Consider the following 14945-nt stretch of genomic DNA (forward strand, 5'->3'; position numbering starts at 1 on the left):
TCGTGAGTCATTTCATAATGCCGATTACAAGTTTGACTTTGGTACCGACGCCCGGTGAACTGTCTACGTAGATTCCGTATTCCTGACCATAATGCAGCTGAATTCTTTCCTGGATATTTTTTAATGCATATCCCCTTGGTCGAGCTATCGTTGGATCAAAACCCACGCCATCATCCTCAACTTCAAACAGCAGTTCGCTCTCATTCATTCGGCCCCGAATGAATATACTCCCCTTGTCTTCTTTCAATTCGATTCCATGATAAATAGCGTTCTCCACCAGTGGTTGAATTAGCAGCTTAAGCATACTTACCTTTTCAATTCCCGGTTCCAAATCAATCTCGACATCGAATTTCCCGTAATAGCGGATATTCTGAATCTCCAAATAATTTTTTACTTGTTCAATTTCATTGCCGACTGTGGTAATATACTCGCCGTTGTTCAAACTGAGCTTGAAAATGTTGGATAGTGACATAACCATTTTCGAAATGTTCTTGGCCCCGATCTTCTCCGCCATCATATAGACGGAATTCAGCGTATTATATAGAAAATGAGGATTAATGTGACTTTGCAAGGCTATCAGTTCCGCTTCTTTTTCTTTCAGTTTCGCTTCCATTAGCTTATCCGTCAACTCCGAATTATTCCGGAAAATCCGGATAAACTGGTTGCCGATTCTGCCGATTTCATCTTTTTCTTTAAAGTGGATGCCTTCGATTTCTTCCCGCCTTGCCGCTTTCCACGCCACAGATGTGAGGAGAGTCAATTGCTTGGTAATTCTATCAGAAATTAAGAACGCGCCTCCTGCTGCCAGCAGGAAAGCCACCAGCGTCAATCCGATCGTCAGGTTTCGAATGAATGCGATTTCGGAGTTGATGCTGTTATATGGAATCATACTGACCACTTTCCACTTGGTGCTTGCGTTCGTATCGAACGTAATCACGTATTGTTCTCCGTCTATCGTTTGGATTTGGGTCCCTTTGTCAGGCAAAGCAGAAATCGCCTTTAAGTCCTGTTCATTCAGCGGGTTTTGCGTCCCGGTCTGCGCGTTGTAATAAATCACTCTTCCTTGCTCAAGAATCAGTAGGTTCCCGTTTGCCGGTTTATTGATATCGCGAAACATATCATCAAATACTCTGCGGTCGATGGAGATGATCATCAAGCCAATCGGTTCCAGCGTGTCGAGGTTGTTGAGCCTTTTCCCATAGAGAAGCAGGTCCGGCGTTTTGAGAATGTGAAACTCGTCGCTATTCAGCCATATGCCTCGGCCTTGTATATCATCGACTTGACTGTACCACTGGGAATGAGTGACCGCCCCGTAAATGTTGTCGTTCGTTAGGGCGTCCCACTGATTAGTTACGATTAATTCCCGCTGCGGGCTACCGACATACAGGTACCTGATATACGATTTATTATTAGTCATGTTGATGGCAAAATCCCGGGTCACGGTCTGCAGACGATAAATTTCCTTTGAATTGTCTTTGTTATACGTCAGGAAAGACTGAACATCCCGTGAAGACAGCATCAGCTTGGAGATGCCTTCAACATCGTTAACGAACGTCTGAATGTTCCAGTTGATCGAACTGAGCAGATTAGTGGTTGTGTCCGAGAATTTGTGCTCAATGGCCTTACTTAGATATATAAATGTGAATGAAGCGATTAAAACGAGCGGCACCAACGAACTGATAATGCATAAGATGATAATTTTGCTTCGAATGCTGATCGCAAGGAATGGCTTAGTCCATTTCATAATGTCTCCTTCTCGGCAGTAGATGGGTGATAGCTTCATCACTTATTATAACTCCAACCGTGAAGGCACGGGATGTCAACCTTTGGTAGCTCCTGCCGTCATCCCAGAAATTACACTCTTGTTAAAGACGAAATACACGAGCAACGTCGGAACCGTGGTTAGACTGATCGCCGCGAACGTTGCGCCCCAATCCGTCAATCCGTACTGCCCAATGAAGTCCATCAGTCCGACGGGGATAGTCCGGAATTTTAAATTGTGGATAAACGTATTGGCGAAAATGAACTCGTTCCAAATAAAGATCAGATTCATGATGGCGACCGTCACGATCGTATTTCTGGACAATGGAAAGATAATTCGCAAAAACACCTGATATATCCCGCATCCGTCCATGACAGCTGCTTCAATGATCTCATTGGAGATGTACTTATAAAAGCTAACAAACAAATATACGGAAATCGGCAGCGCGAATCCAACCTGAGGCAGGATTAAGGAAAGCAGCGTATTCATGAGTCCAGTCTTGTTATAAATCATAAACAGCGGGATCAAAACCACCTGAATCGGAATCATGATGCCACACAGAAAAAAGAAAAGCAATCCGTTACTCCACTTGAATCGCATCTTTTCAAGCACGAATGCCGCCATCGCGCTAAGCACGATAATGAGCACGATCGACGAAATGGCCACAATGAGGCTGTTCATAAAGTACGTGCCGAGGTTTCCTTTGTTCCAAACGTTCAAGTAGTTCTGAAGTGTGAACTGGCTTGGCAAACTAAGCGGATTATTGCTGGAAAATTCTCGCGGGTCCTTAAAGCTGGATATAAAGATCCAGAAAAGTGGGTATATTTGGATAATCAACAAGGCTAAGGAAACGAGCACCAAGATAGCCCTAGACTTTTGGGAAAGTTTCATCTACTTTGTCTCCTTACGATTTTTCGTCCATCATTTTGCGGATAAAAGCGACTGCGATCAAACTTTCAATTACGATAAACACTGCCATCGCGCTCCCGTACCCATAGTCTAAGCTGGAGAATGCCGTTTTGTACATGTAGGTAGGAAGAAGCTCTGTCACTCGTCCAGGTCCCCCGTTCGTCAATAGGAACGGAATGTCAAAGCCTTTGAGCGCACCTGTTGTCGCCATTATGATCGATACCATCAATACAGGCTTGATCATCGGGAATTTGATGCGAAAGAATAAGCTCCACTTGGAAGCCCCATCAATGCGCGCCGCCTCTTCAATATCCGAAGGGATCGAAATCAGGGCCGTGTACAAGATAATCATATACAGTCCGATAAATCTCCAGCCTTCCGGTACCGACACGGCGACGAGCGCCAATTTCAAATCTGCCAGCCACGGCCGATTCCACGCTTCCAAGCCGATCTTTTGAAGGACATAATTCAGCAAGCCGATCGGTTCGAACGAGAACACGTTTTGGAACAACTGGGAGATCGCGACGGATGTAATAATAGCAGGTGTGAAATAAAGTGTCTTGAACAGCTCTCTACCCTTACGAATGTTGGTCAACAGCATCGCAACGAGCAGTCCAAGGCAAACTTGCATAAATACGATAATAACGACGTACACCATGTTGTTCTCAAAAGCTTTCCAAAACGTTTTGTCGCGAGTCAGCATTCTGACGTAATTATCCAATCCAATATACTTCATTGGAGCGACGCCATCCCATGAGAAGAAGCTATAATAAATGGACCATAGGATGGGGGCCATTACGGTAAACAAATACACAACAAGCGTTGGAAGTAAGAAGACAAGTATGGCTTTCCGATCTCGAAGTATTTTTTCCATGCCCTCACTCATTCCTTATCGAAAATCTTGAATGGAGCCAACCGGGAGATCTCGGTTGGCCAATTGCTATTTGAAATATTTCGGTGCGTTTTCTTTAATGGCATCGTCCATCTCACGAGCAAAATCCTTCGGATCGATAGCACCCATGCCCAAGGCATTCAGTTCATTGCCCAGCGTTTCGTTCGTCGCAGGGTCGAGTCTAGTATCCCACGGTACAGCGAATACAGTACCCGATTTCGAGATTTCGTCCTGGATATTGTAGAAGATATCCGGCATACCGTCCATTTTGGCCAGCGAATACTTAAATGGGGAGAATTGTCCTTTCTTCGTATAGGCCTCTGGATATTTATCTAGCAAATACTTCACGAATCCCTTCATATTATCGTCGAAGGTATTCTTGTTGAAAGCGAGACCGATACCCGAGTTAATGAAATAATCGTTCGAAGCTGTTTTAGCGCTATCCATAGTCGGCATCAGGAAGTACCCGATATTGTCTTTCATCTCCGGGCTAATTTTGTCATTGGCGAAATTCATCGTTTCCCAGGAACCCATGTAGTAGATTCCCGTTTTGCCTGCCAGGAACAAGTCCCGTGCCGCCGTGTAATCCGTCGTAGAGAATCCTTGTTGGAAGTATCCCTTCGAACCTAGATCATGGACAAAGTTAATCGCTTCCATTCCGGCAGGATCTTTGAACGACGCTTTTCCTTGTTTTACATTCTCGATGAAATCGTTGCCCGTCATGCGGAATGGTTTGAAGGCCAAGTATCGCAGAACCGGCCATTTATCCTTTCCGTCGACTGCAATCGGTGTAATCTTGTTGCTCTTGATCGTGTCTGCAACTTTCATGAATTCGTCGAATGTTTTCGGCGGCGTGATACCGAGGTTCTTGAACATTTTGATGTTGTACCAGAATACCTCAATACCGAATTCCAGCGGAAGCGTGTACATGCTTCCGTCCGCAAATTGCTGGTATTGAAGCGCAATTGGGCGGAAATCATTATATTTGTCTAGTTCCTGAAGCATCTGTTTCGTGTCGACGAGCTTGCCTTGCTTGGTCAACTGCGCTGCGTAAGCATCGGAATCCGTGTCGAACATATCCGGCATTTCGTTGCTCGCGATCAGTGTATGAAGCTTCTGTAAGTAAGACGGTCGATCGCCAGTCCCTTCAAGAACGAGTTGGAATTCTGGATGCGTCTTCGAGTATTCATCTGCGATCTCTTTAACAGTAACGGCCGGAGCACTGTCTACACCTCGACCCACGAACCATTTGTACGTTTTCTTCGTGGCATTGCCAGCGGTAGCGGCCGGACTTGCTTTTCCCGTGTCCGCGTTCTGTTTTGCACTGCATGCACTAAGTAGAGGAATTGAGATCACAACCGAAAGGGCAAGCACAGACCATTTAGTAAAGCGTTTCATTGGATAACCCCCTTATGAATTTGGAACTGATAGTTCTACTTGTTCAAATATGGCGCGTCCTTCCTGGACGAAGAATCCCCAGTCGCCTTCTTTCATGTTGTAAATCCTCGTGGTCATCGCTACTTGATTGTTCAAATAAACAACGCATACGGAATTTTCGACGATAACCTTGATTTCATACGCGATGCCGGCTTGTAAATCGATAGGTATTTCCAGCTCTACCGCATACGGCTTATCTCCCGCAATGTGCCATTGAGCTTCTCCCTTAATTCTTCTTGGCCAGAAGTCGAATACGAGCCGGTTATGCATCGGTTCGATGCGAATGTAATAGCACTCGTCCATATTTGAGTTTGCTCTTAGCATAACGCCACAGCCGCGTGTCTGGTCTGTGAACGTCACATTCGCCTTGATTTTGCAAGTGGCAGGCATCGCCCCTGCCGAAATGGAAGCGAATGTTTCATCAGCTTCCACGAATGCGGAAACGTCTATTGTATGCCAATTTCCAATCCGCGCTTGATATAGGATAGGTTGCTGGCTACCAAAATGTCGATCCAAGGCCTCCGGGGTGTGGACTGTCAACGTCCCGTCGGTCTGCTGGGCCACCTCATGTACAACTAGATTGCCGGCCCATTGCCAATCGCCAAAATCATTTTCATGTTCCTTGCTTGGGACCCAACCGAACGCGTACCGTTTTTCTCCATCGCCCCACGTTTTGGCAGCATAGAATGCGCGCCCGTCGAACGCATCATGTTTCGGCGCCGTCCAAGGACCACTAAGGGATTTGCTCATCCGGTAATGAGTGACAAAACGTTCAGAGAACGTGGAGTACACCAGGTACCACCATTCGCCTATTCGGAACAAATCTGGACATTCGTGGGTCACATACAGCTTTGGATCCCAGAAAGGCTCGCGAATTTCCCATGACTTCAGATCCTTCGACGAGCAAAGTGCAATGCAGCCTCTTCGTCTCGCGAGTCCTTCTTTAAGTCTGGCAGCAAGCAGCATCCAGTATTCCCCTGCTTCTTCGTTCCAAATCACATGTGGGTCCCTCCAATCATGCCGCTCATACCGAACCCCATCTGAATAGAACGTGTCCTCAGGAAGTTTCGTCCATGTCTCCATATCCTTGCTGACAGCATGCATAACACACTCGAGCGGTATGCCATCCTCGCAAAAATTCGGATAAAGATTTTTGCCAGTATAGAAGAGATGATATTCGCCATTCGCTTCAATGATAGAGCCTGTATAGCAATTCATATCCTGCTCTTCATTACTGCCGTGCTTCAACTTTTCCCCCATCTCTTCATATGTAACGAAATCGTTAGAGCGAAGCTCGAACCAGGAAGTGCCTTCTCCGTACATTTGCTTGTTCTCTCTCCAATCATGAAGATAGAACAGTCTGAACGTCCCGTCCTTGTAGAAGGGAATTAAATCTCCTACCCAAGCTTTATCGGGTTTATAAAATCTGTTTGACATGTAGCGACTCCTTTCGGTTGTTGTAATTCTATTATAGAACGACTTAGAAAGCGCTTTAAATTCAAACATTTTTTTTATATGTTCAATATTTTTAGATTTGAACTCTACAGGTCCGAAGTCGTGTTTATTTAGCATGTTGAGAGAGGATTTCTCGTTGTTGTAACAAAGTACCTAATGCCAGAATGAAGCTATTTTTTCATTTCTTCATCATAATTGATGGCCTATCGATGTCTCGCAACGGTGTGACTTATCTAGCTTCCATACGACTAAACCACTCTCTCTTCCTCAATGTAACGTTGATTTTCTACTTCAGAACTTGTTTGTCACCCAACACTGGGCTACTTCATTTCAAGCGTCCGGGAGCTCCTGACAAGATAAGAAAAGACAGAGAAGTGGGCTAAAGCCACCATGTCGGAGCTCGTCCTTCACGGAGCGAAGCTGCTTCTTGCCAATCCGATGCTGTCTGTACAGAAGATTTCCTCGGTTCTTGGCTACAGGGATAACGCCCATTTCAGCCGACAATTCAAACGGTGGTCGGGGATCTCTCCAAGCGAGTATAGAAAGCTATGTTCCATATACGAATAGAGGTGCCAACAACACTGACTGTTCCGGAAATAGAACAAGCACTGCCTTTTGTATGAAAAAGGACAGTGCATGTGCGGAATTTATGCTTTTTTTATACAGTCTTGCTTCCTTTTGTGCTATGACTTACCATGTGTCGGACACGTAATCCGACATTAGTGAGGATAAGAATACGGCTGGACCGACAGGTACAGTAAAGATTGAGCTGCAAACTTTAGAATGTTTAAAATGCTTACACGCCCGAGTAAGCCATAAATCCGCCATCCACAGGGATGGTGGCACCGGTAACGAAGCCAGACAAATTGGCGTCCGTCAACCATAGAAGCGTGCCAAGCAGATCCTCGGGCTTGCCGAAGCGGCGCATCGGCGTATGGTTTATGATCTTGTGTGAGCGTTCGGTTAGCGAACCGTCTTCTTTGAGCAGCAGCCTCTCATTCTGCTTCGTCAAGAAGAAGCCGGGCGCAATGGCGTTGACGCGGATGCCGCTTTCGGCCAAGTGCACGGCCAGCCACTGCGTGAAGTTGTCGATCGCTGCCTTCGCGGCACTGTAAGCCGGAACCTTCGTCATCGGCGAAGGGGCGCTCATTGATGAAATGTTGATGACGGTAACATCTGATCTGCCGATCATCTGTCTCGTGAAGATCTGCGTCGGAATGAGGGTTCCAACGAAATTCAGGTCAAGTACATTACGGAAGCCTGTCACGCTAAGATCATAAAACGTTTGGATGTCCGGGTTGGCTAAGTCTTCCAATTTAAACGTTTCATTCGTCGTGTTTGCGCTGGCATGGTTGCCGCCTGCGCCATTTATCAGGATGTCGCACGGGCCAAACTGCTCCATAACCGCTTCGGCAGCTAGCGTTACACTATCTGCGTCGGTCACATCGCAAGATAACGCAATGGCTTCGCCGCCAGCGGCTGTGATCTCGGTCACGACTTCTAGGCCCTTGTCCAGCGAGCGATTCAGAATCGCAACACGCCCGCCTTGACGCGCCAGTTCCAGAGCCATGACCCGGCATAGCACGCCGGCCCCTCCTGTAATAACGATGATTTTTCCTTGTAACGATGGAAAATAAGTGATATCGATCATGTCTAGTTGACCATCCTTTCTGCTTTTTCGCTTCTGCGGTTAGCGTCCCATAATCCCCACAAATACATGATGCCCAGTGCCCGATCGTAAAGGCCGTACCCGGGTCTGCACTGCTCATCCCAGATATGTCTACCGTGATCCGGGCGGCAATAACCATCGTAATCATTTGCGTGCAGCGCGTTTACAATGCCGGCAATATCCACAGTCCCGTCCGTCGAACGATGGGAAGTTTCAATAAAATCGCCATTCTCATAGACACGAACATTGCGAATATGCGCAAACGGAATACGGTCGGCAAACTCATGAACGATTCCTATAATATCATTGGACGGGTTCGCTCCGAGCGATCCGCTACACATTGTAAGACCATTATAGGGACTGTCAAATAGCCCTAGAAAACGACGAATATTCGCTTGACTGGTAATGATGCGCGGCAATCCGAAGATAGGCCAAGGCGGATCATCTGGATGGATAGCCATACGGATGTCATGTTCAGCAGCGAATGGAATGATTTCATCCAGAAAGTACTTAGCATTCACCCAAAGATGCTCTTCCGTCACTTCTTGGTAGGCTTCGAACAATTCTGTTAAACGAGCCAGCCGCTCCGGCTCCCAGCCCGGCATCGTGAACTTTGGATTAGCGTTAATCCTCTCCACCTGCTCGAACAGATTGAGATTAGCGACTTTACTTTTCTCATAAAATAGCGCTGTTGATCCATCTTCCAACGCTTTGTGCAGATCGGTTCGTATCCAGTCAAACACGGGCATGAAATTATAGCAAATCACCTTAACACCGACCTTTGCCAGTTTAACGATAGTCTTCTTATAATTAGCGATGTAGGTGTCACGGCTCGGAAGCCCAAGTTTGATATCTTCATGAATGTTGACGCTTTCAACAACTTTCATATGAAGACCGGCCTGGTCGGCAGCAGCCTTGACCTTCATGATTTTATCCATCGGCCACTCTTCACCGGCCGGAGCATCATGCAGAGCCCAAACAATGCCCTCCACACCGGGAATTTGTCTAATTTGATCCAATGTCACTGTATCGTTGCCCTCGCCAAACCAGCGAAAAACCATTTTCATCGAACACTTCCGCCTCCTATCAGCTATTTATTGCAACTTTTGATTTCCTAATCGGCTTCATTTAAAATAAGCCGGAAATTTCTCCTTAAGTATGGCTTGATCAGCAATCGTGAGGTGCAGATGAGTGTTCATCAATTGCTCAGCCTTTCCGACCTGATGAAGTTCGATCGCTTCCACCATCTGTTGATGATGATCATACAGCTCATCCCAACGGTGATCTGCTGCCAGTCTGAGCATACGGGTGCGATTGAGATGAACATTGATTTGCTGGATCACAGCCCATGTATTCAGCTTCCTACAGCCTACAAATATCGTCCGATGAAACGCTTCGTCAAGCTCGAACATCATTTTGAAGTCCTGCTCACGCATACTAATTTGCTGCTGCGCCAGATTGGACAGAAGCATCTGGAAAGACTCTGCTGGGAAGTTAGCGCAAGCTAGGCTGATGACGGCTCGTTCCAACTGTTCCCGGATGAAACGAGCCTCTTCCACTAGCTGCAAGTCGATGAGTGACACGACCGTGCCGCGCTGGGGATAGATATCCAGTAGACCTTCCTGTGATAATTGAACGAAACTTTCGCGTACCGGGGTCCGGCTCACATTAAATTTAACTGATATTTCTTTCTCGGAGATAACAGTGCCCGGCAGCAGATCGAGTTGAAGTATTTGCTCTTTTAGCTCATGATAGACTGCATCACGGGAAGTACTTATATGTGGTTTTATATACAATGTTGTGATTCACCTCCCTGATTTATCTTATACCCTTCATACTACCATACTTGTATGGTAGTATGAAGGGTATTTCTTGTATTGTTTGATGATCCTTACTCTCTGAAGAGAATCCTAAGTAAATCAAATGCTTTAATCTCTTCTCCCCCCGCCCATTGACATTTCATCTCCCACGTAATAAAATATTTTTACGTAACACATACTTTGTATTGGAGGCTATCCACTCCATGCTAAAAGATATTCAAGACAGCTATTACATCGAGTCTCCAGAGCAAGCTACCGTCTTATTGAACCCTATTCGCGGGGAGATCATTGCTCAGCTGCTGGAACCTGGCTCTGCTGCTGAAGTGGCTCGAACACTCGGGGAAACGGCCCAACGCATTAACTATCACCTCAAAGCTTTGGAAAAAGCTGGCTTGGTTCAACGCGTTGGCACTCGTCAGGTGCGCAATCTGGTCGAAGTATTGTACAGAGCGATAGCCAAAACATTCGTATTGGCCGAATCGTTAAGTATGAAGCCTGAAACCTTGCAGAGGTTGAAGGACCAGAGCTCTTTGGCTCACCTTGTGACCACATCCGAGCGGATTCGTAGAGATGCGATGCTGCTTATGGAGCAATCCGATGTGGGCGAAGTGATTCCTAGTGCTACGCTTCAGCTGCAGGTCCATCTGTCTGATGAACAGCAAAGGCAAACATTCGTTGAGGAGTACGCTGCCATGGTGCAGCAATTGGTGGATCGATACTCAGGCTGCAAAGACGGAAATGATGCCTATCAAGTCTTGTTAGCCGTATATCCCAAACCGAAAGAATGAGGAGGCAACCGCCATGAATCATGAACAAACAAGTAAACCGCAGAATGACGCAGTACCTGCAACACCTGTTATTGCTTGGGAGCAAGCTGTTGATCGTACTCCTGAAACCCCAGGAAGCAATGTGATCTCGATCGACTCTTATCGTCGTCAAGGCACCTTACCTAATGAATCAGAAGCTACCTTCACCGTTCGTGAATTTCAAACCACCCATGGCGAAGAACCGATCCGTTTAATCATGGTATCCTCTGGTTTTGGTCAAAAACGTACTGTCCACAGTCATACCGTCCAAAGCAAAGCATCTTAAATATAATACTTAAAAATGAAAGGATGATTCCTATGAGTTTCATACCTATGGTTGTCGAACAATCTTCGCGCGGCGAGCGCTCTTACGATATTTATTCCAGACTGCTTAAAGATCGCATTGTGTTCCTTGGCACGGAGGTTAACGATCAAGTGGCCAATGCGATTGTTGCCCAGTTATTGTTTCTTTCTGCGGAAGATCCGGAGAAGGATATTTCTCTCTACATCAACTCACCCGGCGGTTCCACTTCTGCGGGGCTCGCTATTTACGATACGATGCACTTCATTAAGCCTGACGTTTCCACCATTTGTGTAGGTATGGCCGCATCCATGGGTGCCATTCTCTTAACGGCAGGTGCACCTGGCAAAAGGTTCGCTCTCCCAAATGCCGAGGTCATGATTCACCAACCATGGGGAGGCGCCCAAGGCCAAGCCAGCGATATTCACATTCGTGCCCAGCACATTCTCAAAACACGGCGAACACTCAATCGTATACTTGCTGAAACAACTAAGCAGCCGATCGAGAAGATTGAATTAGACACAGACCGTGATTACTTCCTAACCGCAGAAGATGCTAAAACGTATGGATTGATTGATAAGGTAATCGAGAAAATCTAATCGTTCATTTTATAAATCAAGATTGAAAAACCCTAGCCAGTGGCTAGGGTTTTTCAATTGAGCCCCTTAAGGGTATGTAGGTCTCCTATCAACCCTTAACCTTTTACCGCGGAACCCGTAATCCCTTGAATGATATATTTTTGTCCAATAAGAAATACAAGCAGCATGGGAACAATGCCAGCAGATGTTGCCGCCATCATCCCGTTATAGTCAATATTGAATTCTAGAATGAAATTCTGCATGCCCAGTGGGACTGTATACAGATCACGGTCAAGCAGGAAAACGAGGGCATTCTCATAGTCATTCCAGTTCCAGGAGAAATCAATAATCGCTAAGGTAGCCAATGCCGGTTTGGCCAGTGGAAGCATGAGCTGAAAGAAAATACGAATGTGGCCAGCCCCGTCTACAAAAGCGGATTCAGTAATCTCCTGCGGGATTGACATGAAAAATTGTCTCATCAGAAATACCCCGAAAATGGTAAACAAGCCAGGAAGAATAAGTGCCCAGTGCGTATTATAAATCCCTATTTTATCAAACAAAATAAATTTCGGAACAAATAACACTTGCGGTGGAACCATCATCATCGATAAGTAAAACATGAAAAGCAGGTTTCTTCCCTTAAACTCAATTCGCGAAAATCCATAAGCCGCTAAGGAGGACAAGAATGTAGCTCCAACCATGCAAATCAGCGCTATTTTCAACGAATTCATATAATAAATAACAAAGCTTTCCTTGCCTGTCCACACTTTAAGATGATGTTCAAACGTCACCTTTTGGGGTATCCACTGGATCGGGTATTGGAACACTTCATTGGGTGTTTTAAAAGATGTACTTATCATCCAGAGAAACGGCAAAATCATAAAAAAACCCAGTACCAGCATGGCAATCGTATATAATAATTTTGTCGATTTTATCTCCATATTGTCTCAACTCCGGTTTTTACTTAATAGTGAACCCATCGCTTCTGACCAACCCATTGAATCATCGTGATCAAGAAGATGATAGCGAATAAGACCCATGAGATGGCTGAAGCATAGCCCATTTCATAGTAACGAAACGCATTGTGGTAAATAAACAAGGATAAAATCGTTGTACTGCCTCCAGGTCCGCCTTGCGTAACAGCTTGGATCATACCAAACGTCTTCATCGACGTAATTAAGCCCGTAATCATTAATAAGAACGTGGAGGGACTCACTAGCGGGAAGATAATTTTCCAAACTGTCGTCCATGATCTTGCTCCATCGATTTTTGCGGCTTCCAGTTGTTCTTGCGGTATTTCTTGAAAGGCCGCCAAATAAATGATCATATTATAACCAAGAAGAAACCAAATCCAAATAATGTCTATGGCATACATTGAAGAAGTCGTCGTAGACATCCATCCTGGCGGATTATCAATGCCAATGGAACGGAGAAAGCTGTTAACAGGTCCCTGCGACGGCTGAAACAGAAGCATCCATACAAAAGCTACAGCTACACCGCTCGTAATGTACGGCATGAAAAACATAGCCCTTAGCAGACTCTTTACATACACACTGCGATTCAATACAAGAGCTACAAGAAAGGCCAATCCGATTGAAACAGGGACAGCGGCAAGAAATAAGGCTGTTTTCTTCAATGAAACATAGAATACGGGGTCATGAAATAATCTATTGAAATTATCGAGGCCGATCCATTCGATATCCGGCGATGTGTACTTGTAATTCGTGAACATAATCCCCAGCGAAAATATGGCAGGGATGACAAAGAATAATATGACGCCTAGCATATTAGGTAAAATGAACAAGTACCCTAATCTACGTTGTTTTTTTGCCCAGTTCATTCCATAAATCACTCCTTTTTTGAACAAAAAAAGGGAGGTGCCTCTTTCTTGATGCATCCCCCCATCTTTCTTGCTATTTCTTGTTTTTGGATAAGTAGTCGTTATGGCGCTTGACCGAATTCTTAAGGGTGTCATCTAAGGATTGTGCCTTCAAGAAATACTTTTCATATTCTTCTCTTCGCGCATCCACAACCTGTTGCGGAAGCGTTGCTGTATACGTAGGGAATTTGCCGAATACAACCTTTTTGAGTGAATCCACATCATATGTTTTTTCATTGTCTCCAAGGAGAAGTTTAATGGCTTCCTCCACATTCGCATCCTTAGAAGAAGGAATACGTCCGCCGGCAGCAAGTGGCATCATTCCGCCATCCGCATACCATTTCAAAAACTTCCAAGCTTGCTCTCTATTTTTCGAGTTTGGATTAATGGAAATAACGTCGCCAAGTCCTCCCGCATATTTAAAAGTAGTCTGTTCTTTCGTCACTTTAGGAACCGTGGCAAAAGCAATCTTGAAGTCTCGCGGGAAATCTTTCATGTTGTTTGAACTGCGGAATATAAACTCGCCCGCGCCCAGCATGGCTGTTTCGCCTTTTAAAAACATCGCATCGGTTGGCATTTTACTTGTCAATTGTTCGCCTAGAAGCGGCATTGATTTATCATTATGCATCATGTCAAACATAGCTTCGTATGCCTTACGAACATTAGACTCGTCGAGGTTGGATGTCCCATCCGCTTTCGTGAACCCCGCTCCGGCATTGGCTCCATCAAAAAAGTTGGTGTATCCGGAAATATGTTCTGTAAAGCCCCAACGTGGGCCTTTTTTGAGCTTTGTCGCATACTGCTGCAAATCAGCCATCGTCCAATCTAACGCAGGAACGGCTAGTCCAGCTTCATCAAGTGCATTTTTGTTCAACCACACGAAAGATACATTCTTTTTGGTGGGAAGACCGTAATACTTATCTTTTACTTTCCAGTCCTTTGCATCGGAGCCCATTTTATCGTCAATATTGTAGTCTTTAAATTCACTGAGATCGAGTGCTGTTCCAGCATCAACACGTTTCGATAAACCCGATAAGGTATAGTTGACATATAAATCAATACCTTGATTTGTCGTAAGAGCCGTATCTAGCTTCAGATTGCCAGCATCATCATTGACAAAACGCTCATATTTCACCTGAATATCGGGGTTCTTTGCGTTCCAATTATCAACAACCAACTGCGGACCGGCTTCGGCTGGTACGCCTCCCCACATCGTAAGCGTGACTGCTTTCTTAGCTTCTGAAGAAGCAGCAGGACTGTTTTTAGCGGCGTTCTCCCCCGACGAACCGCAGCCTGCTGTAACTCCCAACACGATAGCTGCAGAGAGTAGACTTAGCGTTGTTTTCTTCATATTCATCATTTGACCCTCCTGTATTTCATATCCTTACTGGTTACAAATCAACTATATCACCAGCTTTTTAGGGTTCGAAGGAACAA

The 14945-nt window shown here is 45.4% G+C and carries 14 protein-coding genes and 1 pseudogene; 4 read left to right on the plus strand and 11 right to left on the minus strand.

Annotated elements, in window-relative coordinates:
* Window positions 1–7: 7 nt before the first annotated feature.
* From ASG85_RS34690 to ASG85_RS34710, 5 genes are all read right to left on the minus strand, one after another.
* Entirely contained in the window at window positions 8–1744 is a 1737-nt protein-coding gene (locus ASG85_RS34690) for a sensor histidine kinase (RefSeq protein ID WP_057307815.1), read from the minus strand.
* A 75-nt stretch (window positions 1745–1819) separates the two neighbouring features.
* Window positions 1820–2653 (minus strand): carbohydrate ABC transporter permease, encoded by an 834-nt coding sequence (locus tag ASG85_RS34695; protein ID WP_057307816.1) that lies wholly within the window; start codon window positions 2651–2653, stop codon window positions 1820–1822.
* Window positions 2654–2666: 13 nt separating this feature from the next.
* Entirely contained in the window at window positions 2667–3545 is an 879-nt protein-coding gene (locus ASG85_RS34700; protein ID WP_200961731.1) for a carbohydrate ABC transporter permease, read from the minus strand.
* 66 nt (window positions 3546–3611) lie between these two features.
* Window positions 3612–4961 (minus strand): ABC transporter substrate-binding protein, encoded by a 1350-nt coding sequence (locus tag ASG85_RS34705; RefSeq protein WP_057307817.1) that lies wholly within the window; start codon window positions 4959–4961, stop codon window positions 3612–3614.
* A gap of 12 nt (window positions 4962–4973) precedes the next feature.
* A complete protein-coding gene (locus ASG85_RS34710; protein ID WP_057307818.1) occupies window positions 4974–6437 on the minus strand; it encodes a glycoside hydrolase family 32 protein in 1464 nt (487 codons plus the stop codon).
* A gap of 408 nt (window positions 6438–6845) precedes the next feature.
* On the opposite strand from ASG85_RS34710, the pseudogene ASG85_RS37495 reads away from it, so the two are divergent.
* Window positions 6846–7022, plus strand: a pseudogene (locus ASG85_RS37495) (helix-turn-helix domain-containing protein); the annotation flags it as partial.
* A 229-nt stretch (window positions 7023–7251) separates the two neighbouring features.
* Here the strand turns inward: ASG85_RS37495 and ASG85_RS34715 are convergent.
* The 3 genes from ASG85_RS34715 to ASG85_RS34725 are packed head-to-tail and all read right to left on the minus strand — an operon-like array spanning window position 7252 to window position 9920.
* Window positions 7252–8106 (minus strand): SDR family oxidoreductase, encoded by an 855-nt coding sequence (locus ASG85_RS34715; RefSeq protein ID WP_057307819.1) that lies wholly within the window; start codon window positions 8104–8106, stop codon window positions 7252–7254.
* Between the two features lie 2 nt (window positions 8107–8108).
* Window positions 8109–9191, minus strand: coding sequence for a mannonate dehydratase (gene uxuA, locus ASG85_RS34720; RefSeq protein WP_057307820.1), 1083 nt, complete (start codon window positions 9189–9191; stop codon window positions 8109–8111).
* Window positions 9192–9248: 57 nt separating this feature from the next.
* On the minus strand, window positions 9249–9920 hold the full coding sequence (locus tag ASG85_RS34725) for a GntR family transcriptional regulator (RefSeq protein ID WP_235549507.1): 672 nt from the start codon (window positions 9918–9920) through the stop codon (window positions 9249–9251).
* A 227-nt stretch (window positions 9921–10147) separates the two neighbouring features.
* Here ASG85_RS34725 and ASG85_RS34730 point away from each other — a divergent pair, with 227 nt between their 5' ends.
* From ASG85_RS34730 to clpP, 3 genes are read left to right on the plus strand one after another with little or no spacing between them, the layout of a single operon-like run.
* Complete coding sequence (locus ASG85_RS34730) at window positions 10148–10732, plus strand: ArsR/SmtB family transcription factor (protein ID WP_060649270.1); 585 nt, start codon at window positions 10148–10150, stop codon at window positions 10730–10732.
* Between the two features lie 13 nt (window positions 10733–10745).
* Entirely contained in the window at window positions 10746–11036 is a 291-nt protein-coding gene (locus ASG85_RS34735) for a hypothetical protein (RefSeq protein WP_060649271.1), read from the plus strand.
* Window positions 11037–11068: 32 nt separating this feature from the next.
* On the plus strand, window positions 11069–11650 hold the full coding sequence (clpP, locus tag ASG85_RS34740; protein WP_060649272.1) for an ATP-dependent Clp endopeptidase proteolytic subunit ClpP: 582 nt from the start codon (window positions 11069–11071) through the stop codon (window positions 11648–11650).
* A gap of 95 nt (window positions 11651–11745) precedes the next feature.
* Here the strand turns inward: clpP and ASG85_RS34745 are convergent, their stop codons facing one another.
* From ASG85_RS34745 to ASG85_RS34755, 3 genes are all read right to left on the minus strand, one after another.
* Complete coding sequence (locus ASG85_RS34745) at window positions 11746–12570, minus strand: carbohydrate ABC transporter permease (protein ID WP_060649273.1); 825 nt, start codon at window positions 12568–12570, stop codon at window positions 11746–11748.
* 23 nt (window positions 12571–12593) lie between these two features.
* Window positions 12594–13469 carry a carbohydrate ABC transporter permease gene (locus ASG85_RS34750; RefSeq protein ID WP_060649347.1) on the minus strand — a complete coding sequence of 292 codons (876 nt, stop codon included), beginning with the start codon at window positions 13467–13469 and terminating at the stop codon, window positions 12594–12596.
* A gap of 73 nt (window positions 13470–13542) precedes the next feature.
* On the minus strand, window positions 13543–14868 hold the full coding sequence (locus tag ASG85_RS34755) for an ABC transporter substrate-binding protein (RefSeq protein WP_235550284.1): 1326 nt from the start codon (window positions 14866–14868) through the stop codon (window positions 13543–13545).
* Between the last annotated feature and the right edge of the window lie 77 nt (window positions 14869–14945).

This window comes from Paenibacillus sp. Soil724D2, assembly GCF_001427935.1.
Taxonomy (GTDB): Bacteria; Bacillota; Bacilli; order Paenibacillales; family NBRC-103111; genus Paenibacillus_E.

Coding starts and splice junctions, on each gene's coding strand:
- ASG85_RS34690 (WP_057307815.1), bottom strand. CDS start 1,744: ATGAAATGGACTAAGCCATTCCTTGCGATCAGCATTCGAAGCAAAATT.
- ASG85_RS34695 (WP_057307816.1), bottom strand. CDS start 2,653: ATGAAACTTTCCCAAAAGTCTAGGGCTATCTTGGTGCTCGTTTCCTTA.
- ASG85_RS34700 (WP_200961731.1), bottom strand. CDS start 3,545: ATGGAAAAAATACTTCGAGATCGGAAAGCCATACTTGTCTTCTTACTT.
- ASG85_RS34705 (WP_057307817.1), bottom strand. CDS start 4,961: ATGAAACGCTTTACTAAATGGTCTGTGCTTGCCCTTTCGGTTGTGATC.
- ASG85_RS34710 (WP_057307818.1), bottom strand. CDS start 6,437: ATGTCAAACAGATTTTATAAACCCGATAAAGCTTGGGTAGGAGATTTA.
- ASG85_RS34715 (WP_057307819.1), bottom strand. CDS start 8,106: ATGATCGATATCACTTATTTTCCATCGTTACAAGGAAAAATCATCGTT.
- uxuA (WP_057307820.1), bottom strand. CDS start 9,191: ATGAAAATGGTTTTTCGCTGGTTTGGCGAGGGCAACGATACAGTGACA.
- ASG85_RS34730 (WP_060649270.1), top strand. CDS start 10,148: ATGCTAAAAGATATTCAAGACAGCTATTACATCGAGTCTCCAGAGCAA.
- ASG85_RS34735 (WP_060649271.1), top strand. CDS start 10,746: ATGAATCATGAACAAACAAGTAAACCGCAGAATGACGCAGTACCTGCA.
- clpP (WP_060649272.1), top strand. CDS start 11,069: ATGAGTTTCATACCTATGGTTGTCGAACAATCTTCGCGCGGCGAGCGC.
- ASG85_RS34745 (WP_060649273.1), bottom strand. CDS start 12,570: ATGGAGATAAAATCGACAAAATTATTATATACGATTGCCATGCTGGTA.
- ASG85_RS34750 (WP_060649347.1), bottom strand. CDS start 13,469: ATGAACTGGGCAAAAAAACAACGTAGATTAGGGTACTTGTTCATTTTA.
- ASG85_RS34755 (WP_235550284.1), bottom strand. CDS start 14,868: ATGATGAATATGAAGAAAACAACGCTAAGTCTACTCTCTGCAGCTATC.